This is a genomic window from Paenibacillus sp. 10L310, from assembly GCF_056395745.1.
Genome location: NZ_JBFTKC010000008.1, coordinates 19,846 through 43,139 on the forward strand (window position 1 = coordinate 19,846; position 23,294 = coordinate 43,139).

Sequence of the window (23,294 nt, forward strand, 5' to 3'; positions counted from 1 at the left end):
TCAGCAAAGGTCGCAATTTGCGGAATCTTGAACGGTTTCTTTGCTCGATTTTGATTCCCCATCGGCCTGCTTGCCATCGCCAGGAAGCAAATCGGCACAAGCCCGCTCCAAATATGGATCAGCATGAATGAAATCACGGAAAGCTGTGTATTCATTCCACATCTCCGTCACTTCGCCAGCCTGACCGCGAACAGCACGAATCAATATGTTTTTAGGCGTATTCTCCATATCGATGAATTCAAGCAATTGTGTCTTGTATCCCATCAGATCAAGCAACTTGGCACGAATCCCATCCGTAGCCAGTGCGGAAAAACGTTCCTTGAGGATGCCATGGGACAACAACGGATTCATCACGGAAGCCTCTACTTGATCAAACAGTTCATGCTGACAGCAAGGAACAGACAGAATAACAGAAGCCCCCCAACGAACTGCCTTCTCCAAAGCAGCATCGGTAGCTGTATCACAGGCATGCAGCGTGACAACCATATCCACTTCATTCAATTCATCGTAGTCCGCGATGTCTCCAACCAGAAACTTCAGATCGCCATAATGCAATCGATTAGCCAGGTCATTACAGTGTTCAATTACATCTGCCTTTAAGTCCAGCCCAATAATCTTGAGTGAACGACGTTGTTGTACAGACAAATAATGATATAACGCAAATGTCAGATAAGACTTGCCGCAACCAAAATCAACGATGGTCAGTGGACGTCCTTCCGGCAGATGTGGAATGACATCCTGCACCATTTCGAGGAAACGGTTGATCTGTCTGAACTTGTCATACTTGCGGGCCAGCACACGACCTTCTTCGTTCATAATACCAAGTTCAACGAGGAACGATACAGGTACGCCTTCTTCTAGTACATATTGTTTCTTGCGATTATGCGACAGATCCACCGCAGTTTTGGAAGCAGATTTGGTCAGAATGGATACTTTATATTTTTTGCTGATCAAAATTTGATAGTCTGCCTCGGTCGTACAGAGCAGCCCTTGACGAAACGTCTCTTCGCATAACAAAGTCATGCGCTCAGCCGCTTCAGCCGGAGTCAAATTCTCGTGCAGCACTTTGTTGTTATAATGAAATGCAAATTGATAATGCAGCTGATTCTTCAGTGTCACCGGCTTGACTTGCACTTTGGTATACGAGACATTGTCCCGTCTGCGCAGCTGGCTCCAGGTCGCTGTAATCAGCGAATTCTGTTCAAAGATGTCTTGTATAAGCTTTCGCAATGAATCCACGGGGTACATCTCACTTTCGATTTGGTTTGGTCAACCGTTACCATACCACAATTCCGTTCCCTCTCCAAGTAAAGGCATGTAACAGGCCTTGATCCAATCCATATTTTATGAGTTCATCTCTTTACGACTTAGTTCAGCTAGTCCCTCTTCAACTTCGTTCCGTGGCAGACCGCCCTGCTCCAGTTGTTCATCCGTGAGTGGGCTCAACCTTCCATAGAACGCCTGTACATCATATCGGTAGCTCACCGGGAATTCAGCACCAAGCTGTAGCAGCCTGTACCAACTGTTCTCTGCCTGGTCATAACGCCCTTGTTGTTCACGATAAAGGGCAAGCTGTCTTTCGGTTCGAGCAGGGAGTTCATATTCTTTCGTAAGCCCCAACACACCCTCCACCCGTTCCGGTGCGTCCAACAACTTGGGATTAGCGCCATGATTCAATGCATACAGGTAAAAATGAAGTGATCTCATCAATCGAATGAGGGCGTCATCCTCTGCGTCCATTCTCTCCTGATCATCTATGCCTTCCACTTTGGCCTTCTCTTGATAGATGTAAGCTTCTTCTTCAATCAGCCTCGCGGCTTGCTGCAGATTATCTACCTCAATTATTCCGCGAAAACGGAACATTTCAATAACATCCTCTGCTGGCAATGAGTTCAGTAGAGATAAGTTCAACCCAAACTGCCTGCGCATCAACTCATCCAGTTCAGACAATGCCTCGGTGTGCTTACGCTGCTGTTTGAGCGTGAACACTTTGCCTATTGCTTCAGTCATTTCCTCCATCATGCGGAGCAGATAATCTTTTCTGAACATGCTGTATGCCCCCTCATCATTCGACCCTATACATTCAATCGCCCTCATATCGTTCCTTTATATTTATTTTAATTCATGCCATCACAAAAAGCCAAAAACAAGACACACGTGTCTTTGCTCTGGACATGAACACACCAAGCCCCCGCCTATCCCAAAGGGACGTGGCAGGGGCTCGGTTGAAATGGAACTGGGTACTCCTCCTCCACAAGAGGTTGAATCATCCAGAAACCAAACTATATTTTAATGATATCAACATAAATCACTTCATCAATTACTTCGATAATCCAGCCATAAATTGTTTAATGACCTGAATTAATTCTTCAGGAGCTTCATACATGCTCATATGACCTGCACCCGCAATCACGGCTTGCACGATATGTGGCTTGTCACTTGTAAATGTACGTTCTGGCGGGATAACAGCATCCTTCTCTCCTGCAACCAGCAATACAGGTAAAGGTGTAGCCGATAACACATCGCGGCGATCCGGGCGTTCTCGCATAGCAAGTGCAGCACCAACAGCACCTTGAGGAGCAGTCTGGTATCCAATTTCCTTCACACGTGTTACATGCTTAGATAACGATTCCACATGTTCCGGTGCAAACAGTCCGGGAACCAGTCCATCTACAAAATTCACGATACCTTCGGTCTGAATGGTGGATACAGCACGAAGGCGTTTTTCCTTGGCTTCTTCACTGTCCGGATAGGCTGTCGAATGAATCAGACCAAATGCATTCAAACGCTCCGGGTGACGTTGTGCAATCGAGAGCGCAATGTATCCCCCCATCGAGTGTCCCAGAAGGACCGCTTTTTCCACATTCAACTCATCCATCAACTGTAATACATCGTTGCCCATCTGTTCGATGGTATAACTTCCTACAGGTGCATCTGTTTTTCCGTGTCCACGCAGATCAGGTACGATACAGCGATAGCTGCGTGCCAGTTCAGGTACGACCTCATCCCAATACGATGAACTGCCACAGTATCCGTGGAGCAAAATGAGTGCTTCTCCCTTACCTTGTTCGGCATAACAAATCGTCGTTCCATCACACATCACTTTTTCCATATGAATCCCTCTCTCTGCGCGAATTAAATAATTCAGGTTGTATATTATTAAGCCTACATATCATGAATGAAACGTTTGTCTTCATTTCCATGCTTCAATTGCGGCATCTGCAATCGTTCGGGACATCCCCATAACCAAGTGAAGCGAGGTCATCTGCAAAATGGAATAGGGCCTTGGTCCATTCGCATTAACCACAGCTGCTACACTGTATTGTCCAACAGGGGGTAGCTTGCCTCCGACCGATTGGGCCGGAATGAGTGGGTTATTCGAGAGATAGTATGTACCTACCGCCTGCTTTGGACCCAGACATGCATCAATCGCTATGATGGCATGGTGTGCAGGAATAAGTGCCAATTTCTTTTCCAGCGTATCTGCATCACAAGGGGAAGACAGCGTGCCAATCACGTTCTCCATTCCGCTCTCTTGCAGTAAACTTCCTGTCATTGGACCCAGAGCATCCCCGGTGGAACGATCAGTACCGATGCAGACAAACGTGATTTCAGCTGGAGAATGAAGTTGAACGATGTTTTTGAAAAATAAGACCAGATTCTCTGCAGGCACGCCTTTGCGGACTTCCCTTCCTTGATGGCGAACCATTTCTCGCTTATACGCTGCCAAACTGTATTCCCTCCAGTACACTCAGGTTTCCGTTAAATCCTGTTGTTGTATCCATCATTGTAACCGATGCTTGGTTTCCTCGCAAAAGCATTAGCCTGAGCGCTTCCAATCATGATACAATAACAAGAGTTTCCGATACGGAAGGGATGAACTTAACGATGGATTTATCACAAGCAACAGCAGCCAATATGGAATATATGATTGAAGCGATCAAAACCAAACTTCGTATGGCAAGCGGTGCCGCCATGCAAGCTTCTTCATTCCCACTTGAGAAATATGAAGATCTGTTTGACCTGTATGAAATGATTTTGAGCAAGGAACATCTCAGTATCTCTGAAGTGGAAGCTGTCGCTTCGGAACTGGGTAATCTTCGTAAATCTTAAGCCAAAAAAGGACCTGTTTTCCACATCACCGTGGGAACAGGTCCTTTTTCGCATGTTTATATCCTTAAGGCAGGTCAACCAAAACAAATTCAGCAGGTTCACTGTCTGTGCTCGTGATTTGCAGATCACAGCTTTTGCGAATTCGTGCGGCATCCCCTGGCTTGAGGTTGAAGTTGCCATCCGAACAATGAATCTCCACATGCCCACTAATCAGGAAAAGATGTGTCCGTCGATCTTCGTGTTGCGGGTACATCAACTTTTTCCCGGACTCCAAATGGGAGAGGTAACAGGTAACATCCTGGGAAATAGGCAATGCGCCTTCGCTTCCCTCTCCCCCTTGCCCGGATACAATCGGACATAGACGGTTCAAATGCTCCTGCGGCTCTATTCTCCGATTCGTATAGGATGGTTTCAGCATACGCTCCGATGGCAAAAACCACATCTGGAGGAAACGTACCGGTTCATCCGCTGACGGATTGGTCTCGGAGTGTTCCACTCCCGTACCCGCACTCATCACCTGGACCGTACCCGGTTCAAGCAATTGTTCTGTTCCCATACTATCCGTATGTTTGAGTGTACCCGATATGACATAGCTGACAAGTTCAAGATCATGATGTGGATGTTTCTTAAAGCCTTCTTGCGGCATCAGCGTGTTTTCATTATGAGCCAACAGACAGCCAAAATGGGCGTTGCTTGGATCATCATAATCCGCAAAGGAAAAGCTGAATTCACTGTGTATCCAACCTCGATCCGACGTGTGCCTTTCTTCCGATGTCACCACTTTAATCATGTTCATCCACCTCCAAGGGTTTAGAGCTGCCACATTACCGCGGCAGTCCATGCGTGTATATGAATTGTATAGATGAATACCAGTTGGTATGTCATCTTTACCCGGGGTCCGGCAACTCTAATCACGCCCCTTCTTAAGGTTATACGCTATCTTCAAGTGAGTGAAGAATGAACTCACTATCTGCATGACCTACAAGGGTACCCGCATCATTTCGGATGTCCGAAGGGAACACTTCAGCCAATCGTGCAATGGTTCTTTCATTGGAATAACCAATCTGTTTCAGGATGGATTGGGTAATGAAGGCCCACTCTTCCTCAGAACCATCAAGCACCTTGAAGGTGATTCCCAGTCTTTCTTTTTTCAGACCAAAACCGAATACCCCCTTGAATCCACCCTTCGCTACAATGTTATTGTCTTCCAGCAGCACTGAATCTACACGCTCCGTGCCACCAACCATCAACGGATGTTCATTCATAGCTGATGTTATGGTCTCTACAGCTGTTCTTGTGGAAGGGTCAGCGATAAGATCTGGACAAGCGAGCTTCAGATAAGCGTTCGATAATGCCGACAACGGCAAAGAAAATACCGGAAAGCCGCAGCCATCCGTCCCAAGCTTAATCTCTTTTTCTTCAATACCTGCCAGGTCGGCAAAGGTTTCAAGAATTTCTCGTTGTACCGGATGATCCGGTTCAGCATAACTGCCCAAATCAACCTGCTTCATCTGACTGTACCCCAGAATTCCCAGATGTTTTCCGGAGCAGTTGTGCAAGATGCGCCGTTTCTCTCCTTGTCCACGTAACCATTGATTACGGCTTTCTTCATTAAGCGGATAACTTGGTGCACAGATCAGGCATTCTTCTCCCAATCCGATCTTACCAGATAACTGCTCCAGCACCCGAATGTGTTCCGGTTCCGAACGATGCGAAGAGGACATAATGGCAATCTCCTGTGCCGATAGGCCATAGTGACTGGCAATTCCTGCTCGAATACCCGGAATGGCTTGAAAAGGTTTGGCAGATGAGCGAGTGAACGCTCTAAAATGAGGGTCACCAGCCGAGTATACGATTCGTCCATACTCATCCGTAATACTTATGTGTCCGTAATGGGCGCATTCCATAACGCCTGCACGGTATTCTTTAATTAACAAGGCACTCTCCATGCGAGTTCTCTCCTTTGTGCTCCCGATTTCATCTCTGCTTTGCGTCACGACGCCGCATGGGATATCTTAAATAGTATAGTACAAAAGCGACGTTTTTACAGTTTTTTCGACAGGCATTTCGGGTATAGCTTTATCATCTATGTTCATCTACTACAATAACTGAAGGAGAAACTCATTATGCCGCGCAAAACGTATTCACCAGCCTCATTCAGTTCAAATTCCGGTACGTTATTACGTCCACTCCTCAACTGGGGTTTGGCTGGTCTGGCCCTCAGCGCATCGGTCATATTTATCCTGGCAGGTCTGGGTGCCTGGTTGGGTGCTGATGTTATTATTCGTCTGGATGATCAAATTCAGCAATTATTTTATCTGAATTCAGATTCACGTCTTCATCTATTCCCTTACACTGCATTCATAACCGCACTGGGCTCATTCAAAATCTCTGCTGTGGCTGCAGGAGGTTTTGCTCTTCTTTTCTTCATTCAACGCAGTCCAAGGTTTGTTGTATATGGATATGCGCTCACGGGAAGTTTTGCCATGATGTGGATTCTGAACACCTTATTGAAGGAATTTTTCAGACGAAGCAGACCTGAACTGGATCATCTGCTGGTCGTTCACGGGTACAGCTTTCCAAGCGGACATGCCATGATCTCCATGGGCTTTTACGGCATGCTCTTTGTAATCTGGGCCATTGAACGACAGCGACATAACTCTTCCGGTGTGTGGCTTCCTGTTCTATGTGGTATTAGTTTTATTTTCTTGATTGGCCTCAGCCGGATCATGTTGGGCGTTCATTATCCTACAGATGTATTTACTGGATTTACTGCTGGATTGGCATGGATCTTCTGCATGGTTAAAGGCATTAAACAAAGCCACTAAAGAATCAATTCCTCTGATTTCCAGTTCATTCATCCTCATCTTTATTGTTTCACAGGGTTGCACGGGGTTTATATACGAAGTAAGCAAACGCGAACAGACAACATCCTACATCAAGTTTAAAGGAGGCGGTTGTTATGTGGGGCATCATTATCAGCATTGTGATGGCTGTCATCATCGGTTTGATCGGAGATGCACTTGCCGGTCACAACATGCCTGGAGGCATAATCGGTGCAATGATTGCCGGATTTGCCGGAGCCTGGCTGGGAGCACTTTTGCTTGGTAACTGGGGACCAGTTATCGGTAACTTTGCCATTATCCCTGCCATCATTGGTACAGCGCTCTTTGTTTTCTTGCTGGGGCTTGTGTCCAGACTGCTAAGACAGGCTGCCTGATTCGGGCAACAAGGTGTTCGTTGTTTCGTATTTGTTTCTTAAATTGAAGAAGGAGTGATTAGACATGAATAAAGCAGAAGAGCAATATCCTGTACAGACGGGTTCGACTTTCGCAAAAGGTATTTTCATCGGGGGTTTGCTGGGAGCTGCTGCAGCACTACTCTTTGCGCCTAAACCGGGACGTGAATTGCGTGGTGACCTTTCCGAGAAAGTGGGCATCGTTACTGACCGCACCAAAGAAGTGGCAACTGTTGTAAGTGACAAAGCCACTGAACTGGCTAAAACGGTCTCTTCCAAAACTTCCGACATTGCAAAAACGGTAAATCAAGGCCGCAATGATGTAATGGACTCTGTGAGAAAAGCGTCCGCTGATGTGGCTAACGAAGCATCCCGTGCATCTGATGAAGTGGCTGCCGCTTCCGTTGAAGCGAAGGAAGATGCACGTAAAGAACTTAACTCGACTAGCCTGTAAGGCGATACAGATCGAGTGACTAATAGCCAGCTGCACTCCAGCTGGCTATTTTTTATCCAATGAGAGTTGAGGAGGACAAATAATATGAGTAAAGTTACAATCAACGGTAATACTCCAATTACGGGAGGAACACCGGCACAGCAGTATGATACAAGCGAGCATCCTTTTGAATTGCGTCATGAGGTAAAGCGATTGAACACCCGTCTGGACCAGATTGCGGACAGTCTGGAGAGAGCACAGATCAAGGATATTATTGAGAATTACAGCAGTCCCAAAAAGCGGATTATTACCAATTTTACAGCGGGCATGGCACGAGGTCTCGGTCTGACTGTGGGTACCTTTGTTGTTCTCGGTTTGCTGGCATTCATTCTCAGCCAATTCGTGAATATGCCGATTGTGGGCCAATATATCGCTGACTTGCTTGGTTATATTGAAGATTACAAAAACTAAGAGGACTAACCAACAGTAGGCTATCCCTTACGTTTTTCCGTTGCTCCTTTTTTCTCTGTCTCTTCAGCTGAAGGCTGTGAGGATTTCACTTTGAGCAGATCTCCTGTCCAGCCTTTCATCATCAGCCATACATACATGCTGATCATGCTTAAGATAATGACAACAAGGACCAGTACAACTCCCCATGATTTGTCGATAAAGGGCAGGTTCTCAAAGTTCATCCCCCATATCGCGCCAGCTGCCGTGGCAGGTATGAACACAGCAGTAACAATGGTCAGCGTCTTCATGATCTCATTGCCACGTACACCGGAGATCGCATTATCAATGGAGATTAACGTATCGATCTCTTTCTCGTAGTGACTAAACAAACGTTCCATTCGCTCTACTCGATGTTGGAGCTGCTGGAAATATCGATTTTCGTTGATTTCACTGAGATAAGCCTCATGGGCAGCAGCCATCAGTTCCGAGTAGGGGATAAACAGATTGCTCCAGTATAACAGTTCAAATCGGGCGGCCAAAATCTGGTCCATTAAAGTTCGGGCATTGCGGGATTCCATCTTCCGTTCCAGTTCACGCAGGTTCATCTCAAAATGATCCATCCCTACATGGTAGTAATGCAGTATAGCTCGAAAAAGTACAAACATCCCGTCCCTGGCTTCACTACATTGCTGTAACATATGGGCACGTTCATCCGTCTTCATAATGCCTCGTGTATTGTCATCCATATTCAAGGTAACCAGGTTATTGCGATCGACATAGAAAAACATCTGATTATCTTGACGTTTGTCATCTCTCTCATTTTTGACCGCATACAACAATGAACCAAATATGACTGGTTCAGTACCATTCACGAAACGGACGGACAAATAATTCGATTCCACTTCCGGAATCTTATGAAGCCAATACCGCATATCCGGAAACGCCTCTGTCAGCTCCCCCAACGCATCGTTCATGCTATCGGTGTCAGGTGCAACCCAATCCCACCATTGCCAATGGTCCGAGCAAGATAACTTGTCACGGCGAGCTTCCAACTTGATTTGGTTCACAATCACTTTATCCACTCCTGCACTCATGTTCTTCATTGCATACCCATCTTTTTGATCCCAAAAAGGACACGTATGCATTTCAGCGCATTGACGTGTCCTTCTTTATGCCGTACTCAACAACATTAGGGTTCCATTTGTCATAACATTGAAGCATTAGACATGATCTGTTTCAATTTCTCTGTAGCTCGCTTCTGAATCCGAGATACACTCATCTGTGAAACACCAAGCTTCTGGGCAATTGCCCGCTGAGATTGGCCATCCTGGAATGCTAGAATAAGTACCTGCTGTTCTTGTTCCTTCAATTGTCCCAATGCCTGTTGCAAGTCCATCCGTTTTTCGACCGAATCATAGTCATTCACATCTGCACTGATCAGTTCTCCCAATGTTGCTGCACTGTCATCCTGAGATAAAGGAGAATCCAGTGATACATAGTGGTAACATTCCCGACCAGCCAGAACTTCAATTGTCTCTTCTGCAGTCAGATCAAGGTATTCAGCAATTTCGTTCACACCGGGTGAGCGCTCCAGCTTAACGGTTAACTCATCAATGGCATGTTGCACGAGGGCTCCCTTTTCCTTAATCCTCCGGGGCACCTGAATATACCAGGATTTATCACGCAAGTAGTTCTTCATATGACCGATCATGCTCTTCATGGCATAAGGTTCAAACGGAATACCCAGGTTGATATCGTATTGCTTAAGCAAACGAATCAAAGCCATCTGCCCGGTCTGATACAAGTCTTCGTATAGATCGGGGCGATTCCGAGCGATTTTACCTGCTGCCATCTTGACCATTGGTTCATATTTACGGATGAGAACTGTTGCAATTTCATTATCTAGGGTCTGCTGGTATTCCCAGATCAAACCTATAGCTTCAGACATGGACTCTGGGGGAGTCACTTTTTCATTCATACTTTCTCCTCACTTCTTGCAAGACGTTTTACGAGTACTACTTTCGTACCTTTGCCCGTCTCACTTTCCACACTGACATCATCCATCAAGGCTTGCATCAGGTAGAACCCAAGTCCACCAATCTGTGCTTCCGTCAGTTCTTTGTCGTGTAGACCGGCACGTGACACAGCAGGGTTCATGTTCTCGAAGCTGGCACCTTCGTCCTTGACAATAATGGACAATGTTTCGCCATCCACTTCGAATACAACTTCAACCATGCCGCCTTCGTGTGAGTAGGCATACAATACAGAGTTGTTACAGGCCTCGGATACAGCAACTTTCATATCCTCAATGTCTTCGTAGGAAAATCCCATTTTGGATGCTACTCCATAGAGATTGAGTCTTACAATATCAACGTAATCAGCTGTCGCAGGTAAATTAAGGGTGACTCTTTGAACTTCTGCATTCATTCCTTTTTCGATCCTTTCCTATTGGGAATTCTTCTGTGTGACAAAGAATTTGGCGATGCCCGTCATATCAAAAAGTTTCTGAATCTGCGCAGGAACTTCCTGTACTTCAAAGCGAGCTTCCATTCCATGTCTGGCCTTCAGAACAGATAACAGGATACCAATCCCTGTACTATCGATATACTTCAATTCTTTCATATTAATCACAAGATCCTGTTCCTTGTTATCCACGAGCGGCTCCATCACCAAGCGGAAGTCAGGAGCAACCGACAAATCCAGTTCGCCAGTCAGATACACCGTGCACACGCCGTCCTGAGTTTCAGTTCTTGCATTGAATTTTTCATTTTTATTTGTATTCATTAGACATCTCTCTCCTGATCAATGGTTTCATTACCTAATAACCCAACTTCAGCACGAGTGAATCAGAAAGAAGTTTGGAAAATGTTTCAATTGGCCTGATTCATGGCTGAAGGGCCTGGGTCTAACATTTGTCGTTGTTTCTGAAACTGGGCTATTTTCTGTTTTACATTGCCCATTTTCACCGGTTTACTAATATAATCATCCATGCCGGCAGCAATACAGCGCTGCTGAATACCTTCCATCACGTTAGCAGTCATGGCTATAATGATTGGCTGATTAGACTGGGTCAGACTCTCTCGAATCCGCCGTGTACATTCCAAACCGTCCATCACAGGCATCTGCAGATCCATAAACACATAGTCATAGGGATAACGGCTACTGTTTACCATATCGAGTGCGCTCTGCCCATCTTCAGCAATGTCTGAGAGCAACCCCAGCTTACCGAGCATAATCGCCATCAACTTCTGGTTGATCGGATGATCATCCACAATTAATACCGTAGGATATTTATTCTCATTTTTCACATCCGTTGGTTTCTCTTCCCCGTTCCTCTGGACCAGTTCAGTTTCTACATAACGTTTCGCCTGAATTGTAAATACAAACGTCGCTCCCCGTTGCTCTGTTGTATCCAGATAGATCTGTCCACCCATCATTTCAACCAGAGTCTTGCATATTGCCAGTCCTAAGCCAGTTCCACCGTATTTACGTGTCATGGATGTATCCAACTGGGAAAAAGGCTGGAACAGGCGATCCACTTTGTCTGAAGCGATACCTATCCCGGTGTCTTTAACAGCAAACTCCAATGCCATTTGTCCGTCTTTTTCTTCATTCACTGACACAATCAAATATACGCCGCCCTGGTCTGTAAATTTGATTGCATTGGCAATAAGATTCAAGAGAACCTGACGTAGCCTTGCCATATCCCCATAGATTAATTCAGGGACAGAATCTTCCAGGAAATAATCCAGTTCCAGATTCTTTTTGCCTGCTTCTGCAGCAAACAATCCCAGCACTTCCCGAATACAGGAGACAAGTTCAAAAGGATGCTCTTCAAGTTCCATTTTGCCTGATTCCATCTTGGTAAAATCAAGAATGTCATTGATAACCGTGACAAGTGCATCTGCGCTGCGACGAACGATGTCTGCATATTCCTTCTGATCTTCCCTCAGTTTCGTTTCCATCAGCAGATCAACCATACCGATAACTCCGTTCATCGGTGTACGAATCTCATGACTCATCATTGCCAGGAACTCAGTCTTTGCATTGGCTGCAATTTCTGCTTCTTCCTTGGCCTGAATGAGTTGTTGGTTCATCTTCTCCAGTTCCTGTGTCTTCTGGTGAAGAAGCATGGTCTGTGTCTTCAAACGTTTATTGGTGATAAACATCTCCACAAAGCCCTCGATTTTGGATTTCAAAATCTGAGGAATAAATGGTTTAACCATGTAATCAATGGCCCCGGCTGAATATCCGGCAAACAAGTGCTCCGCTTCTCTGCTATTCGCAGAGATGAATATAATCGGCACATCCTTGGACTTGTCCCGTGCCTTAATTAACTTTGCTGTCTCAATTCCGTCCATTCCAGGCATCTGCACATCGAGAACGATAACCGCAAATTCGTCTTTTAGCAGACAGCGGAGTGCCTCTTCTCCGGAAGTTGCCTTAACGAGTTTATATTGTTCCGATTCCAGAACTGCTTCAAGAGCAAGCAAGTTCTCAGGGCGGTCATCTACCAATAATATGTGGATTGGTTCATTGAGCCCCATGGCTAACCCTAACCCCCTATTTGATCTTCCGGTATATTTTTTCGGTCCGGTCTAACGGCTCATAGGTATCACTGAACTCTGTAAAATGTATCGATTCTTTCGACCCCAGAACCAGAATACCAAAGTGGCTCAAGCTCTCATGAAACAGCCCATGCACATGGTTCCGCAGTTCATCATTAAAATAAATCATGACATTGCGGCAAAAGATAACATTAAACTCGTTAAATGACCGGTCTGTTGCCAGGTTGTGCTCGGCGAAAATGATGTTCTTCCTTAGAAAAGGATGAAATATCACCGAATTGTATTTCGCTGTATAGTACTCGGAGAAGGCTCTGGTACCCCCTGACTCCAAATAATTTGTAGTAAATAGTTTCATTTTCTCAATACCATATACGCCTTCTTTGGCCTGTTGCAAAGAGCGATCATTCATATCCGTTGCGTAGATTCTTGCCTTGTCATACAGTCCTTCCTCATGCAACATGATGGCCATGGAATAAACTTCCTCTCCTGTAGAACATCCCGCATGCCATATTCGGATATACGGGTAGGTTCTCAGGATAGGAATAATCTGTTCCCGAAACATTCGGAAAAGCGAAGGATCTCGAAACATTTCCGTTACAGGGATGGATAAGTTCTGTACAAAACGTTCAAACGCGGAACGGTCATGAAGAACACGCTCCTGCAAGCCGGATATGCTCTTAACACCTTCAGCATGTGCATGATGCCAGATTCTTCGTTTGAGGGATGGCAGTGCATAGTTTCTAAAATCATATCCATATAAACGGTGCATGCCTTCCAACAGCAACTCAATCTCGATCAGCTCGCGTTCTTCATCTTGCGGCATACGGACCAAATCTGCCCCCGTCTCGGTAGGTTCCCACGGTGTCATAAGTTCTCTCCACTTCTTCATTTGTTACTTGCGTATTCGTCGTATTGTCTTTCATTACCCAAACAATGAACATACGAATAATGAACTTACGAATAATGAACTTACGAATACAGCCATACGCGCATTAAGGATAACAATTGATCTGTCTGGATCGGTTTTTTCACATAATCAGATGCTCCAGCCTCAATACATTTGCCGCGATCCTCTTTCATGGCTTTGGCCGTAAGCGCAATAATCGGCAACTTTTCAAACTGCGGGATCTGTCTGATTCGTGTCATCGCTTCATAACCGTCCATCTCTGGCATCATCATATCCATGAGTACCAGATCAAATTCCGGATTTTTGTCCAAAATCTCCAAAGCCTCTCGGCCGTTCTCAGCAAACGTCACATCCATCCGATAGCCTTCAAGAACACTTGAAAGGGCAAATACGTTACGAATATCGTCATCTACAAGTAATATTTTCTTGCCTTCAAACAACGTTTCTTTGTTGTGTAGTTTCTGTAAGATTCGACGCTTGTCTTCCGGCAAATTGGCTTCTACCCGATGCAGGAACAAAGTGGTCTCATCCAGCAGACGTTCCGGTGACTTCACATCTTTGATAATGATGGATTCCGCATATTTGCGCAGCTTCATTTCTTCCTTGGAATCCAGTTCTTTGCCTGTATAAATTATAATCGGCAGATCGTTCAGATATTCATCATCACGAATCTGGTCGAGCAACTCAAAACCGGTCATATCCGTTAACATCAGATCCAGTACCATGCAGTCATAACGCTGGCTGTGTAATTCATTTAACGCCTCACTACCTGTCGACACAGCAGTGATTGCAACATCATCATGACCAATCAATTCAATAATGGCTTTACGCTGAATTTCGTCATCTTCGACGATCAACAGTCGTTTCAATTGATTCTCAGTATATGATTTGATATGCGAGAATGCTTTATCCAGTGAATCCTTGCTCGAAGGTTTTTTCAGATACGCAATGGCACCCATCATCAGACCTTGCTTCATATCATCAATGACTGAAATCACATGAACCGGAATGTGGCGTGTTGCCGAACTGCTCTTCAGCTCGCCCAGAATGGTCCAACCATCCATCACCGGCAATTGAATATCCAGGATAATGGCATCCGGCAAATATTGACGTGCCATTTCAAGTCCTTTATCACCTTGAAGGGCAACAAGAGCTTTGAATCCTCTTCCTCTCGCCATATCCATCAAAATATGTGCAAAGTTCACGTCATCCTCAATGATGAGGAGGATTTTGTCACCTTCCATCAGATTCTCCCGATCATCTTCGATCTGCGTGACATCTGGAGTATGGGAAGGAGAAAGATCTGTACCCACGCTACGCTCCGGATCAGGAGAGAGAATGGACTGATGACTTGAAAGCATGGTCCGTGCTTCGATGGACTTTTCATAAAGATCCTCTGAGGAAACAGCCGCTTCTCTTGAAGCACCTTCCTCCGCCAAGGCTTCCTCTTCATGATTATCCGGCAGGTATAAGGTAAAGCAGCTACCTTCTCCCTCGGATGATTCCACCTGTATTGCACCACCAAGCAAACGTGCCAGTTCCCTGCTAATGGACAATCCCAGACCAGTTCCACCGTATTTCCGACTTGTGGTCCCGTCTACTTGCTGGAACGCTTCAAAGATCAGATCCGTCTTGTCCGATGGAATACCAATGCCGGTGTCTTTTACACTAAATCCGAGATATTCCTGATTGGTGTTCATATAACCCGGCAGTTCTTCCGGTTTCATCCGTCGTCCAATTAGACTAACCGAACCTCGATTGGTGAACTTAAATGCGTTCGACAACAAATTCCGTAAAATCTGTTTGACGCGATGGCTGTCGGTGTACACCCATTCCGGTAGATCGCTGTCGAAATCAATATTCAAGTTCAGTTCCTTTTTGTTCGCCATCGGTCCAAAGTTCTGCTGAACAAAGCTGGTCAGCTCTTCCATTCGTACGGTCTCATAATTGATATCCATCTTACCTGCGTCCACCTTGGACAGATCCAGAATCTCATCAATCATCTTCAGCAGATCCGCGCCCGACATGTAGATGGTTTGCGCATATTCCTGCTGTTTGTCAGTCAGATTTCCACCTTTGTTCTCCGACAATAACTGGGACAAAATGAGCAGACTGTTCAATGGTGTACGGAGTTCATGTGACATATTCGCTAAAAATTCGGACTTGTACTTGCTTGTCATCGACAGCTGTGTAGCTTGCTGTTCCAACTGTGTCTTCGTTTTCTCAATTTCGTCATTTTTCTCTTCAACTTCACGCACCTGCTCTTCAAGCGCCCGCGTCTTGGCAATGAGTTCCGTATTAAAATGTTCCAGTTCTTCCTGCTGACGCTGTAGCAACTCCTCAGATCGTTTAAGCGCCTCTGTCTGCTCCTCCAGATTCTCATTGGAACGACGAAGTTCTTCTTGCTGTGTCTGCAATTCTTCCGATTGAACCTGCAGTTCCTCAGTCAGTGCCTGGGATTCACGCAGCAGCTCCTCCACACGCAAACGACGTCGAACGTTGTTCAAAATTACGCCCAGGTTCATAATCAGTTGTGTGAATAACTGCTTGTGCAGTTCATTGAAACCTTCAAAGGAAGCCACTTCAACTACACCAATCAGTTCATCTTCAAACACGACAGGATAGATCATGATACCCGCAGCACGTGTTGAGCCTGAAGCTGAACCAATATGCACGTAATCTTCGGGCGTATTTTCCAGAATAATCGGTGTCATATCCAGCGCGGCTTGACCAATCAGGCCTTCCCCGATGCGATACATTTCCTTACCAACATCTTCGTTCTCTTCAAATGCGTATGCACCGTAACGTCTCAGTTCGTCGGGATGTTTCTCCTCATCGATCAGATAGACGACACCCAACTGAGCACCAAGCACAGGTGTGAACTCACTGATAAACATCTGTGAAATTTGGCGAATGGAGCCAATCCCCCGAAGCAGCTCCGGGACTCTTGCGATGTTCGAACTCATCCAGTTTTGATCCTGCTGAGCCTGCACATAAGCCCTCTCGATCTCCAGTTTTTCTTCCAGATCACTGGATACATCCTTGAACACACTGGCAATCTGACCAATCTCGTCCGTGGACTTGACCTGTATGCGTCTAATTGTACGGTAACGCCCTTTACCAAAGCTGGTAATCATCATAGATACAGTGTTCAGACCCCGTGTAATACTCGGCAACACCCACAGAATGACACCCAATGCAAGCAACAACCCGGCAATCATGATACTTATCGTGATCTGTACTGCTCTCGTATACGCTTCGTTAGCGTTCTTAATCTCAGCATCAATCTCTTGGTCCTGATAACGTGAAAGAGCATTCAAACTATCCACAGTTTCTTTTTGCACCGCGAGTCCTGTTGAATTGCGGTAGTTATTCGCATCTTCTACCCGGTTTTGGGACATCAGGTTGATCTGTCTCGTTGCATAAGATGTATAAGCGGTCCACGCCGTATTCACACGATCCACCAGTTGATGTTCAGGTGCACTGTCTGCCCGGTTTCTCACTTCTGCGAGGTAACCATCCCCCCGATCCTTCATCTCCTTCAGGTCACCCTCAGCAGCATTAATCGAATTGTTCGGATTCAATAACAAGTTAGCCAGCACTTTGGCTATATCATTGACCTCTCCACGTGCAGCAGAAGTGAACCTTACTTTGAGATAACGTTCCTGATACATCTGATCAATCTGTTGATTACTGCTGTTTAACCGTTCATAACTCACAAACGTGAGCACGATCAAAATGGCCATCAGAGCGGTAAAACCAATCAGCAGTTTATTCCTGATCTTCATTCATCCCCCGCCCCTTTATTCAAAGTAATCCAGACCAGACATTTATCATCATCCCGCTCTTGGGGAATTTCGTCGTCAAAAAACATGGCCTGCATAGCAGCTTCATTCCACTGATGTGAGCCGGTCAGTTTTTCGATCAGGAATTCATGTTGTTCTTCCTGCCCGCCCTGAACAGCTTCCAATAATCCATCCGTATAGAGTGCAATATGCCCGTCACCCTCATAATGGATCGTTTGTGGTTCAATATCCATCTTGTCAAATAAACCAACAGGACAGCAGACGCTGTCAAATGTGGTGACACTGCCGTCGTTTCGGAAAAATAAAGCAGGTGGATGCCCTGCATTAACATAATCAATACGTTTCATCCGTGTATCAACGACCAGATAAATTGCCGTGAAATAATACTGCACCAATTGTTTTTCCAGATGGAGCTGGTTAAAACGACGGTTCAACTCCTGAATGACCTTCTCTGGATCCACATAAGTGGTAACCGTATCTTTCAACACAGAAGCGATAAACATGGTAAACAGGGATGAAGATATCCCGTGTCCCATCATGTCGAGCAGCAGTACTCCGTAACGGCCTTCCCCAAGGGGGTACCAAGAATACAGATCACCCGCAAGCTCAAAGGATGGTTTATAGATGGCATGCACTTGGAACAACGGGTCCCTAATTGCCGGACTTAATACAGCATTTTGGACCATCGCTGCCAACTTGAGCTCATCCTGAATACGTTGATCACGCTCTTTATGCCAATCCTTCTCCTGTTTCAAACGAAGTGCGAGTCGAATTCTGGCCATCAGTTCGACTTTATTAATCGGCTTGGTCACATAATCAGATGCACCAGCATCCAATGCTTCGGCAAGTTTCTTGGAGTCTCCGATGGCAGTCACCATAATAATCGGTATATCCTTCAGATTCTCAAATTTCTGCACAATACTGCAGGCTTCGATACCGTCCATCTCAGGCATCATCATATCTAGCAAAATCAGGTCAATATCCGACGGTCTTGGACGAAGTTCGTTGCTTTCCTCCCCAATTCCTAACACTTCAAACATTTCCATGGCGGAACTCGCCGTTACAATGTCACGATAGTTTTCTTTTTTCAGAATTTCTCGAATGATAATGACATTCGTCGGATTGTCGTCAACAATAAGTATTCTCATTGATATCTCCTTATCTGTGGCGTCCGGGTTTGTCGATTCTTATTAGGTTAAAACAAACGTTGATTATACAAATTTTGCATACAAAACGGCAGTAGACATAATAATTCCTAGTATAACTATAATCGTAAAAACAAAAAACTTCTATCAGTAAATGGCACCATCGTAGGGGAATATCCCCGCGACTCACCCTGTTTTTGCAGCGTCCTGATCCCGCTTCCAAACTTGCAAAAACATAGATAAGGAATGGGGAAAGCCCCATTCCTTATCTATGTTTTTGATTAAGCATTTTACATAAATGATTCAGAAGCTTGTCCATGTTCAGCAAACTTCAACTTATCGAGTTAATCTTTCTTTTTAGCAATAACGAGTACTTTACCCTTGTCGAGTTCACTCTCGTAGAAGTCCGCTTCGGCTTCGGTAAAGCCCATCGAAACAATTTTTGCCCGGAGTTCATCACCACGTGAGCGGAACAGATTCGCCAAGGAATCAAATACGCCTTCTTCCTTTATGCCAATTTCTTTGGCATCTGCTGTATCGGCAATTCGATCTGTACGATCCTTCTCATGGGCGAGAACAAAGATTTGATCAGCAAGGTATCCGGTAATCTGCAATTCTTTCACCGCTTCTACCGCCTGGACTCCGTTTTCTACCACTTTTGCATAAGCTTGCTCATTGGTTGAATTCATCGTTTCCACTCTCCTCTGATTTAATCTTCTGTATCGAGCTACTTAGTATATAACCATACTATATGGGTTTGAAACGATTTGGTAATAACCAATCCTAGGAAACTGTGTCATCAAAAAGATCAATGCCTTCAATCTGATGAGATCCTGACTTCATATATACCTTCAGAGCCTGGTCTCCACGGAGAAACACTTCTCCGTCCTCTGCCACATAATAAGGTTTCCCTAGAGCATGATGGATCGCTTCAATATTCATCTCAATTCTCTTTCCGTTTAACATGATGTGATTCTCAGATGCATCGATATGCACATATTGAATGACATCCGTATCTTCACACAAGCCAACCTTCACATCATGAAAGTGATATTCAGGACATCCCAGATAAGGATCTTCCTGCTTATGCCCCGGCTGGCCCTTATTGGCCAACAAATCATCCATGGTGTCATCCAGAGAAATGCCATTCAGAGTCCGAAAATGCTGGAAAGTCTCGGATCGATCAACAGCCAGAGTTACCTCTGACGCCTTCTCTTCCATTGCCGTCCATTGCATATCGTGAGCAGCGGGTACCGCTGCCGGTTGAACGGAAAAGGGAGAAATTACGCTAAACATCACAAGCAGTAGTTTCATCATGATTCTCACCCTTTCATCAGGTTCATCACCGCTCTGAAGGCTTCTTCATGGGTTACAAAGCGGTCATGTTACTTGCGCATCCGTTGCCATACGTTCGCTACAACATCAACATACTTCATCCAGTTTTTCCCGCCCTTAGCTTCACCATTATATGTAGCTTCATAGGATTGCAGGGTACGATCCGTTGATGTAGCAGGCGGTGCAGTTACATGAACCGCTTCAGCATGCTTGGTCTGTTCAGCGTTGTTACGTTTGGTCTGAAATTTCGCCATCAGCGTTGTGGAAACTTGTTTGGCTGCTGCCGTCACTTCATTTAACACTTCTCCCAGATTCTCAACAGATTCCATAACAGGATCAATTTTTTTCATTTTGTGTTGTACATCCACCGTAATATCATTGGCATGTCTTACCGTCTGCTTCACTTCATAACTAAGTTCGTCAATGGTTTTCTGTACCTCCTGCAATGTCTGTGAGACATTGTCCAAAGAACCCTGAGCGGATTTCAAGGTACGAATTAAAAAGAATACCAGTACTGCAAATGCCACTGCAATCAGGGCCACGCTAATTTGATAGATCATAGAAGAACCTCTCTTTCCATATGTGCATCAGTTTGTTATTGCTATAGTTACCCGGCGATTTCCCGGACGAAACAATATTATATATCCCTTCATATATGCCTTCGCTTGGAAAAAAAACCAATGTTTCAAGCGGTTAGCACTCGGTTAAAGTTAGACTACACAAGGCGGTGAGGTGAACACAACTCACTCCACAATCAATTATACGAAAGGATGAATACTTATGTTGAAATGGTCTGTATTATTTCTAATTATTGCACTGGTAGCAGGTATTTTTGGATTCTTCGGTATTGTTGAAGCAGCTGCTTCAATCGCGAAAGTACTCTTCTTCATCTTTGTTGTACTGTTCGTAATCTCCCTGATTACGGGACGTAGCCGAATGCGATAACCTCAGGCTCTGATCTGACTGAGTGTTTACTAAACGATTACATACAAAAGCCGATCGTGCTCCCAAGCCGATTGGCTTTTGTGCGTTCAGGCATAGGTCAACTTTTCTATATTATGTATTGCACTCCCTTCTGCTTTATTCCAATCCGCTCTCGTATGAATCCCAAAAAAAACAGGACCTTTTTGAGATAGCCAACCCGGTTTTATCCCACTGAAGTATGATATTTACAGGCTTGCTATATACCCACATATGAGCCAGTTGACACTGGAGAATGCAAGAAAATATTGTTATAATTTGTGATTCATAAGGGTGCTTGCTTGGTTACTTGTAATCAGGACAACATTTTACATACCTACCGAGGAGGAAAAACAAAATGAAAAAAATCGTAAGTTTTGCCGCTGCTTTAACGTTGATGGGTTCGATGGCTGCCGCTGCGGGTGCGGAGGAAGCGGTTACTGGAACGGTAAATCCGGAAACAGGAACTGAGGCTACAACAACACCAACGACCACAACAACTCCGGCTGTTGAAGTGAACAAACCTGCTGTAGAAACAGTAGAAGGTACTGCTGAGACTGTAACAGGTACAACAGTAGACACTACAGGTGCAGAAGGTACTTCAACTACAACTGAAACGCCAGCTACGACTACAGATGAGAAAATGTTTGAAGAGCCACTCGTAAAACCAGGTGATGAAGTACTGGCACCAACGATGTTGCTGAACCTTCTGGAGCGCACTTGGTTCTATGATGCACCTAACGGTAAACCAATCGGTGCATTAGGCTCCCAAGTCATCGATACAACAGGTGAAGTGGTTGATGGATTCGATGGCGGCGAGTGGGTACAAGTATACACTTGGAAAGGCAAAGCGTGGATCCACGTTGCCATTCAATAACATCGTATAATCGTTCTAACGATAAGTAAAGAGGACAGCACGCACAATCGCGGCTGTCCTCTTTTCATTTTCCAAGATGTTCACTCCCTGTTCAAGGGTTCCTTGTGACTTCTTCCGTCTTTGGTTCCACATGTACATGTACATGCATGATGTTATGCGATCGCTTCAACCGCTCTTCAACACGGTCACAGATCTGATGGCCTTCAATCAAGCTTAGGCCTCCGTCCACTTCAATGACTACATCCACAAGTACATGACTGCCGTGCACACGTGCCTTCACGTCCTTGATCATCTCAACACCGGGAACGCGTGCTACGGAGGATCTGAGATCCGTCAGTTCCTTCTGGTCAAATCCATCGGTAAGACGATGTGTAGAATCCCGAAAAATCTCCCAAGCCGTTTTGCAGATCAACAGACCTACAGCAATGGCAGCTACTTTATCCAGCCATGGAAGTCCAAACTGCGCACCTATAATTCCAATTGCAGCGCCTATGCTGACCCAGGCATCGGAACGATTATCTTTCGCCGCAGCCATCAGAGCCTGACTATTAATTTGTTTTGCCAGACGGTGATTGTAACGGTACACGCCTAACATCACCACAGCACAGACTACAGCCACCGCTGCCGCCCACAGGTTTGGAGCAACAAAGGCTCCTTCATACCAGGAGCGAACGGCTTCAACCAATACTTGCAGCCCAACCATAGCCATAATAAATGAAGCTACCAAAGCAGCAACCGTCTCCGCTCTAAAATGACCATAGGCATGATCCGAATCAGGTGGTTTCTGGGAGATCCGAAGCCCAATCAGTACAGCAATGGATGCTACAATATCTGTAAGGTTATTAAAACCATCGGCCAGCAAGGCGCTGGAAGCAAATAAATATCCACAGATCAGCTTAAAAGCGGACAAGACGAGATAGGCTACGATACTAACCCAAGCCCCTCGCTCCCCTTTTCGAATTTCTTCATAAGCGTTCAAACCGGGCGACACCCCTTTAACGTTTCGTATTACGGTTTTTCCATGTTACCAAATGCGGAGCGTGTGGGTCTACAGAAACAGTGTTGCCAGGTTGCATTGCTGTAGGCAAGCCGAAACAAAGTTGCCAGACGGCAGGGCTGTAGTTATTGAGAAAAAATGTTGGCCTGGGTAAAACCAAAGGTTTTGAGCATTTTATCAGGTTGCCCTTGTGGGGCTTTTATAAAACGTATAAAATAGGTACATCCCGTCCAATCTGGACGGCTCACTGTAAGACCGGGAGGGAAATAACGATGAGCGAAAATAACGAACCGAAAAAGGTCAGTTTGCAGGATGCTATACGCCAAAAACTGGCGCAAAAGAAAGAACAAGCAAATTCTGGTAACCAATCCAGCGCCTACTTTGAAGGCGGACCTAAAGCGATGAAGAGTCAAAACAACAAAAAGCCTAACAACCAACGTCGCCGTACTGGTGGATCTTAGGTCT

Annotated in this window: 26 protein-coding genes; 8 read left to right on the plus strand and 18 right to left on the minus strand. The window is 45.3% G+C overall.

Features of this window, described 5'->3' with window-relative positions:
* The 4 genes from AC1DE7_RS18030 to yyaC form a co-directional block, all read right to left on the minus strand.
* Nucleotides 1-1,248 (minus strand): class I SAM-dependent methyltransferase, encoded by a 1,248-nt coding sequence (locus AC1DE7_RS18030; protein ID WP_477534913.1) that lies wholly within the window; start codon nucleotides 1,246-1,248, stop codon nucleotides 1-3.
* A 96-nt stretch (nucleotides 1,249-1,344) separates the two neighbouring features.
* On the minus strand, nucleotides 1,345-2,049 hold the full coding sequence (locus tag AC1DE7_RS18035) for a DUF6483 family protein (protein WP_076328910.1): 705 nt from the start codon (nucleotides 2,047-2,049) through the stop codon (nucleotides 1,345-1,347).
* A gap of 271 nt (nucleotides 2,050-2,320) precedes the next feature.
* Nucleotides 2,321-3,112, minus strand: a complete 792-nt coding sequence (locus tag AC1DE7_RS18040; protein WP_036607004.1) for an alpha/beta fold hydrolase — start codon at nucleotides 3,110-3,112, stop codon at nucleotides 2,321-2,323.
* Between the two features lie 81 nt (nucleotides 3,113-3,193).
* On the minus strand, nucleotides 3,194-3,730 hold the full coding sequence (gene yyaC, locus AC1DE7_RS18045; protein WP_477534914.1) for a spore protease YyaC: 537 nt from the start codon (nucleotides 3,728-3,730) through the stop codon (nucleotides 3,194-3,196).
* 158 nt (nucleotides 3,731-3,888) lie between these two features.
* On the opposite strand from yyaC, the gene AC1DE7_RS18050 reads away from it, so the two are divergent.
* Nucleotides 3,889-4,113, plus strand: coding sequence for a DUF1128 domain-containing protein (locus AC1DE7_RS18050; RefSeq protein WP_036607002.1), 225 nt, complete (start codon nucleotides 3,889-3,891; stop codon nucleotides 4,111-4,113).
* A 64-nt stretch (nucleotides 4,114-4,177) separates the two neighbouring features.
* Here the strand turns inward: AC1DE7_RS18050 and AC1DE7_RS18055 are convergent, their stop codons facing one another.
* Together AC1DE7_RS18055 and AC1DE7_RS18060 are read right to left on the minus strand one after the other, a co-directional pair.
* Nucleotides 4,178-4,903, minus strand: a complete 726-nt coding sequence (locus tag AC1DE7_RS18055) for a pirin family protein (RefSeq protein WP_036607001.1) — start codon at nucleotides 4,901-4,903, stop codon at nucleotides 4,178-4,180.
* Nucleotides 4,904-5,042: 139 nt separating this feature from the next.
* On the minus strand, nucleotides 5,043-6,062 hold the full coding sequence (locus AC1DE7_RS18060; protein ID WP_036606999.1) for an asparaginase: 1,020 nt from the start codon (nucleotides 6,060-6,062) through the stop codon (nucleotides 5,043-5,045).
* A gap of 177 nt (nucleotides 6,063-6,239) precedes the next feature.
* Here AC1DE7_RS18060 and AC1DE7_RS18065 point away from each other — a divergent pair, with 177 nt between their 5' ends.
* The 4 genes from AC1DE7_RS18065 to AC1DE7_RS18080 all read left to right on the plus strand — a co-directional run bounded on the left by AC1DE7_RS18065 (nucleotide 6,240) and on the right by AC1DE7_RS18080 (nucleotide 8,255).
* Nucleotides 6,240-6,941: a phosphatase PAP2 family protein gene (locus AC1DE7_RS18065; RefSeq protein WP_477534915.1), complete on the plus strand. Its 702-nt coding sequence runs from the start codon at nucleotides 6,240-6,242 to the stop codon at nucleotides 6,939-6,941.
* Nucleotides 6,942-7,075: 134 nt separating this feature from the next.
* Nucleotides 7,076-7,333: a GlsB/YeaQ/YmgE family stress response membrane protein gene (locus tag AC1DE7_RS18070; RefSeq protein ID WP_017692278.1), complete on the plus strand. Its 258-nt coding sequence runs from the start codon at nucleotides 7,076-7,078 to the stop codon at nucleotides 7,331-7,333.
* 64 nt (nucleotides 7,334-7,397) lie between these two features.
* A complete protein-coding gene (locus AC1DE7_RS18075; protein WP_076212649.1) occupies nucleotides 7,398-7,805 on the plus strand; it encodes a YtxH domain-containing protein in 408 nt (135 codons plus the stop codon).
* Between the two features lie 84 nt (nucleotides 7,806-7,889).
* Nucleotides 7,890-8,255: a DUF5665 domain-containing protein gene (locus AC1DE7_RS18080; protein ID WP_017692276.1), complete on the plus strand. Its 366-nt coding sequence runs from the start codon at nucleotides 7,890-7,892 to the stop codon at nucleotides 8,253-8,255.
* A 20-nt stretch (nucleotides 8,256-8,275) separates the two neighbouring features.
* Here the strand turns inward: AC1DE7_RS18080 and AC1DE7_RS18085 are convergent, their stop codons facing one another.
* The 11 genes from AC1DE7_RS18085 to AC1DE7_RS18135 all read right to left on the minus strand — a co-directional run bounded on the left by AC1DE7_RS18085 (nucleotide 8,276) and on the right by AC1DE7_RS18135 (nucleotide 20,555).
* Nucleotides 8,276-9,337 (minus strand): magnesium transporter CorA family protein, encoded by a 1,062-nt coding sequence (locus tag AC1DE7_RS18085; protein ID WP_243391501.1) that lies wholly within the window; start codon nucleotides 9,335-9,337, stop codon nucleotides 8,276-8,278.
* 101 nt (nucleotides 9,338-9,438) lie between these two features.
* On the minus strand, nucleotides 9,439-10,212 hold the full coding sequence (locus tag AC1DE7_RS18090; RefSeq protein WP_036606995.1) for a sigma-70 family RNA polymerase sigma factor: 774 nt from the start codon (nucleotides 10,210-10,212) through the stop codon (nucleotides 9,439-9,441).
* On the minus strand, nucleotides 10,209-10,661 hold the full coding sequence (rsbW, locus tag AC1DE7_RS18095; RefSeq protein ID WP_036606993.1) for an anti-sigma B factor RsbW: 453 nt from the start codon (nucleotides 10,659-10,661) through the stop codon (nucleotides 10,209-10,211). Before rsbW ends, AC1DE7_RS18090 begins: the two co-directional genes overlap by 4 nt.
* An 18-nt stretch (nucleotides 10,662-10,679) precedes the next feature.
* Nucleotides 10,680-11,018 carry an STAS domain-containing protein gene (locus AC1DE7_RS18100; RefSeq protein ID WP_036606989.1) on the minus strand — a complete coding sequence of 113 codons (339 nt, stop codon included), beginning with the start codon at nucleotides 11,016-11,018 and terminating at the stop codon, nucleotides 10,680-10,682.
* Nucleotides 11,019-11,104: 86 nt separating this feature from the next.
* Entirely contained in the window at nucleotides 11,105-12,781 is a 1,677-nt protein-coding gene (locus tag AC1DE7_RS18105; protein ID WP_477534916.1) for a response regulator, read from the minus strand.
* Nucleotides 12,782-12,797: 16 nt separating this feature from the next.
* Entirely contained in the window at nucleotides 12,798-13,670 is an 873-nt protein-coding gene (locus AC1DE7_RS18110; protein WP_477534917.1) for a CheR family methyltransferase, read from the minus strand.
* A gap of 101 nt (nucleotides 13,671-13,771) precedes the next feature.
* Entirely contained in the window at nucleotides 13,772-17,497 is a 3,726-nt protein-coding gene (locus tag AC1DE7_RS18115) for a response regulator (protein WP_076253594.1), read from the minus strand.
* The gene (locus tag AC1DE7_RS18120) at nucleotides 17,494-18,663 is read right to left on the minus strand and encodes a PP2C family protein-serine/threonine phosphatase (RefSeq protein WP_036606980.1); all 1,170 of its coding nucleotides are present in this window, start codon (nucleotides 18,661-18,663) and stop codon (nucleotides 17,494-17,496) included. Before AC1DE7_RS18120 ends, AC1DE7_RS18115 begins: the two co-directional genes overlap by 4 nt.
* A gap of 341 nt (nucleotides 18,664-19,004) precedes the next feature.
* Entirely contained in the window at nucleotides 19,005-19,349 is a 345-nt protein-coding gene (locus AC1DE7_RS18125; RefSeq protein WP_017692267.1) for a YflT domain-containing protein, read from the minus strand.
* 94 nt (nucleotides 19,350-19,443) lie between these two features.
* Nucleotides 19,444-19,977: a hypothetical protein gene (locus AC1DE7_RS18130; RefSeq protein WP_036606978.1), complete on the minus strand. Its 534-nt coding sequence runs from the start codon at nucleotides 19,975-19,977 to the stop codon at nucleotides 19,444-19,446.
* Nucleotides 19,978-20,045: 68 nt separating this feature from the next.
* A complete protein-coding gene (locus AC1DE7_RS18135) occupies nucleotides 20,046-20,555 on the minus strand; it encodes a DUF948 domain-containing protein (protein WP_477534918.1) in 510 nt (169 codons plus the stop codon).
* Nucleotides 20,556-20,775: 220 nt separating this feature from the next.
* On the opposite strand from AC1DE7_RS18135, the gene AC1DE7_RS18140 reads away from it, so the two are divergent.
* Nucleotides 20,776-20,940, plus strand: a complete 165-nt coding sequence (locus AC1DE7_RS18140; protein WP_017692264.1) for a DUF1328 domain-containing protein — start codon at nucleotides 20,776-20,778, stop codon at nucleotides 20,938-20,940.
* 373 nt (nucleotides 20,941-21,313) lie between these two features.
* On the plus strand, nucleotides 21,314-21,832 hold the full coding sequence (locus AC1DE7_RS18145; protein ID WP_127546571.1) for a hypothetical protein: 519 nt from the start codon (nucleotides 21,314-21,316) through the stop codon (nucleotides 21,830-21,832).
* A 91-nt stretch (nucleotides 21,833-21,923) separates the two neighbouring features.
* On the opposite strand, the gene AC1DE7_RS18150 is transcribed toward AC1DE7_RS18145, so the two are convergent.
* Entirely contained in the window at nucleotides 21,924-22,811 is an 888-nt protein-coding gene (locus AC1DE7_RS18150; RefSeq protein WP_036606974.1) for a cation diffusion facilitator family transporter, read from the minus strand.
* Between the two features lie 290 nt (nucleotides 22,812-23,101).
* On the opposite strand from AC1DE7_RS18150, the gene AC1DE7_RS18155 reads away from it, so the two are divergent.
* Nucleotides 23,102-23,290, plus strand: a complete 189-nt coding sequence (locus AC1DE7_RS18155) for a hypothetical protein (protein WP_017692261.1) — start codon at nucleotides 23,102-23,104, stop codon at nucleotides 23,288-23,290.
* The last annotated feature ends 4 nt before the right edge of the window (nucleotides 23,291-23,294 follow it).

What these genes read in the sequence shown, in the direction of transcription:
- AC1DE7_RS18125 (WP_017692267.1), bottom strand. Translation starts at nt 19,349, where the DNA reads ATGAATTCAACCAATGAGCAAGCTTATGCAAAAGTGGTAGAAAACGGA.
- AC1DE7_RS18120 (WP_036606980.1), bottom strand. Translation starts at nt 18,663, where the DNA reads ATGAGAATACTTATTGTTGACGACAATCCGACGAATGTCATTATCATT.
- AC1DE7_RS18060 (WP_036606999.1), bottom strand. Translation starts at nt 6,062, where the DNA reads ATGGAGAGTGCCTTGTTAATTAAAGAATACCGTGCAGGCGTTATGGAA.
- AC1DE7_RS18050 (WP_036607002.1), top strand. Translation starts at nt 3,889, where the DNA reads ATGGATTTATCACAAGCAACAGCAGCCAATATGGAATATATGATTGAA.
- AC1DE7_RS18130 (WP_036606978.1), bottom strand. Translation starts at nt 19,977, where the DNA reads ATGATGAAACTACTGCTTGTGATGTTTAGCGTAATTTCTCCCTTTTCC.
- AC1DE7_RS18085 (WP_243391501.1), bottom strand. Translation starts at nt 9,337, where the DNA reads ATGAAGAACATGAGTGCAGGAGTGGATAAAGTGATTGTGAACCAAATC.
- AC1DE7_RS18055 (WP_036607001.1), bottom strand. Translation starts at nt 4,903, where the DNA reads ATGATTAAAGTGGTGACATCGGAAGAAAGGCACACGTCGGATCGAGGT.
- AC1DE7_RS18115 (WP_076253594.1), bottom strand. Translation starts at nt 17,497, where the DNA reads ATGAAGATCAGGAATAAACTGCTGATTGGTTTTACCGCTCTGATGGCC.
- AC1DE7_RS18105 (WP_477534916.1), bottom strand. Translation starts at nt 12,781, where the DNA reads ATGGGGCTCAATGAACCAATCCACATATTATTGGTAGATGACCGCCCT.
- AC1DE7_RS18075 (WP_076212649.1), top strand. Translation starts at nt 7,398, where the DNA reads ATGAATAAAGCAGAAGAGCAATATCCTGTACAGACGGGTTCGACTTTC.
- AC1DE7_RS18135 (WP_477534918.1), bottom strand. Translation starts at nt 20,555, where the DNA reads ATGATCTATCAAATTAGCGTGGCCCTGATTGCAGTGGCATTTGCAGTA.
- AC1DE7_RS18100 (WP_036606989.1), bottom strand. Translation starts at nt 11,018, where the DNA reads ATGAATACAAATAAAAATGAAAAATTCAATGCAAGAACTGAAACTCAG.
- AC1DE7_RS18070 (WP_017692278.1), top strand. Translation starts at nt 7,076, where the DNA reads ATGTGGGGCATCATTATCAGCATTGTGATGGCTGTCATCATCGGTTTG.
- AC1DE7_RS18110 (WP_477534917.1), bottom strand. Translation starts at nt 13,670, where the DNA reads ATGACACCGTGGGAACCTACCGAGACGGGGGCAGATTTGGTCCGTATG.
- AC1DE7_RS18140 (WP_017692264.1), top strand. Translation starts at nt 20,776, where the DNA reads ATGTTGAAATGGTCTGTATTATTTCTAATTATTGCACTGGTAGCAGGT.
- AC1DE7_RS18065 (WP_477534915.1), top strand. Translation starts at nt 6,240, where the DNA reads ATGCCGCGCAAAACGTATTCACCAGCCTCATTCAGTTCAAATTCCGGT.
- AC1DE7_RS18035 (WP_076328910.1), bottom strand. Translation starts at nt 2,049, where the DNA reads ATGTTCAGAAAAGATTATCTGCTCCGCATGATGGAGGAAATGACTGAA.
- AC1DE7_RS18145 (WP_127546571.1), top strand. Translation starts at nt 21,314, where the DNA reads ATGAAAAAAATCGTAAGTTTTGCCGCTGCTTTAACGTTGATGGGTTCG.
- AC1DE7_RS18080 (WP_017692276.1), top strand. Translation starts at nt 7,890, where the DNA reads ATGAGTAAAGTTACAATCAACGGTAATACTCCAATTACGGGAGGAACA.
- AC1DE7_RS18090 (WP_036606995.1), bottom strand. Translation starts at nt 10,212, where the DNA reads ATGAATGAAAAAGTGACTCCCCCAGAGTCCATGTCTGAAGCTATAGGT.
- rsbW (WP_036606993.1), bottom strand. Translation starts at nt 10,661, where the DNA reads ATGAATGCAGAAGTTCAAAGAGTCACCCTTAATTTACCTGCGACAGCT.
- AC1DE7_RS18030 (WP_477534913.1), bottom strand. Translation starts at nt 1,248, where the DNA reads ATGTACCCCGTGGATTCATTGCGAAAGCTTATACAAGACATCTTTGAA.
- AC1DE7_RS18040 (WP_036607004.1), bottom strand. Translation starts at nt 3,112, where the DNA reads ATGGAAAAAGTGATGTGTGATGGAACGACGATTTGTTATGCCGAACAA.
- AC1DE7_RS18155 (WP_017692261.1), top strand. Translation starts at nt 23,102, where the DNA reads ATGAGCGAAAATAACGAACCGAAAAAGGTCAGTTTGCAGGATGCTATA.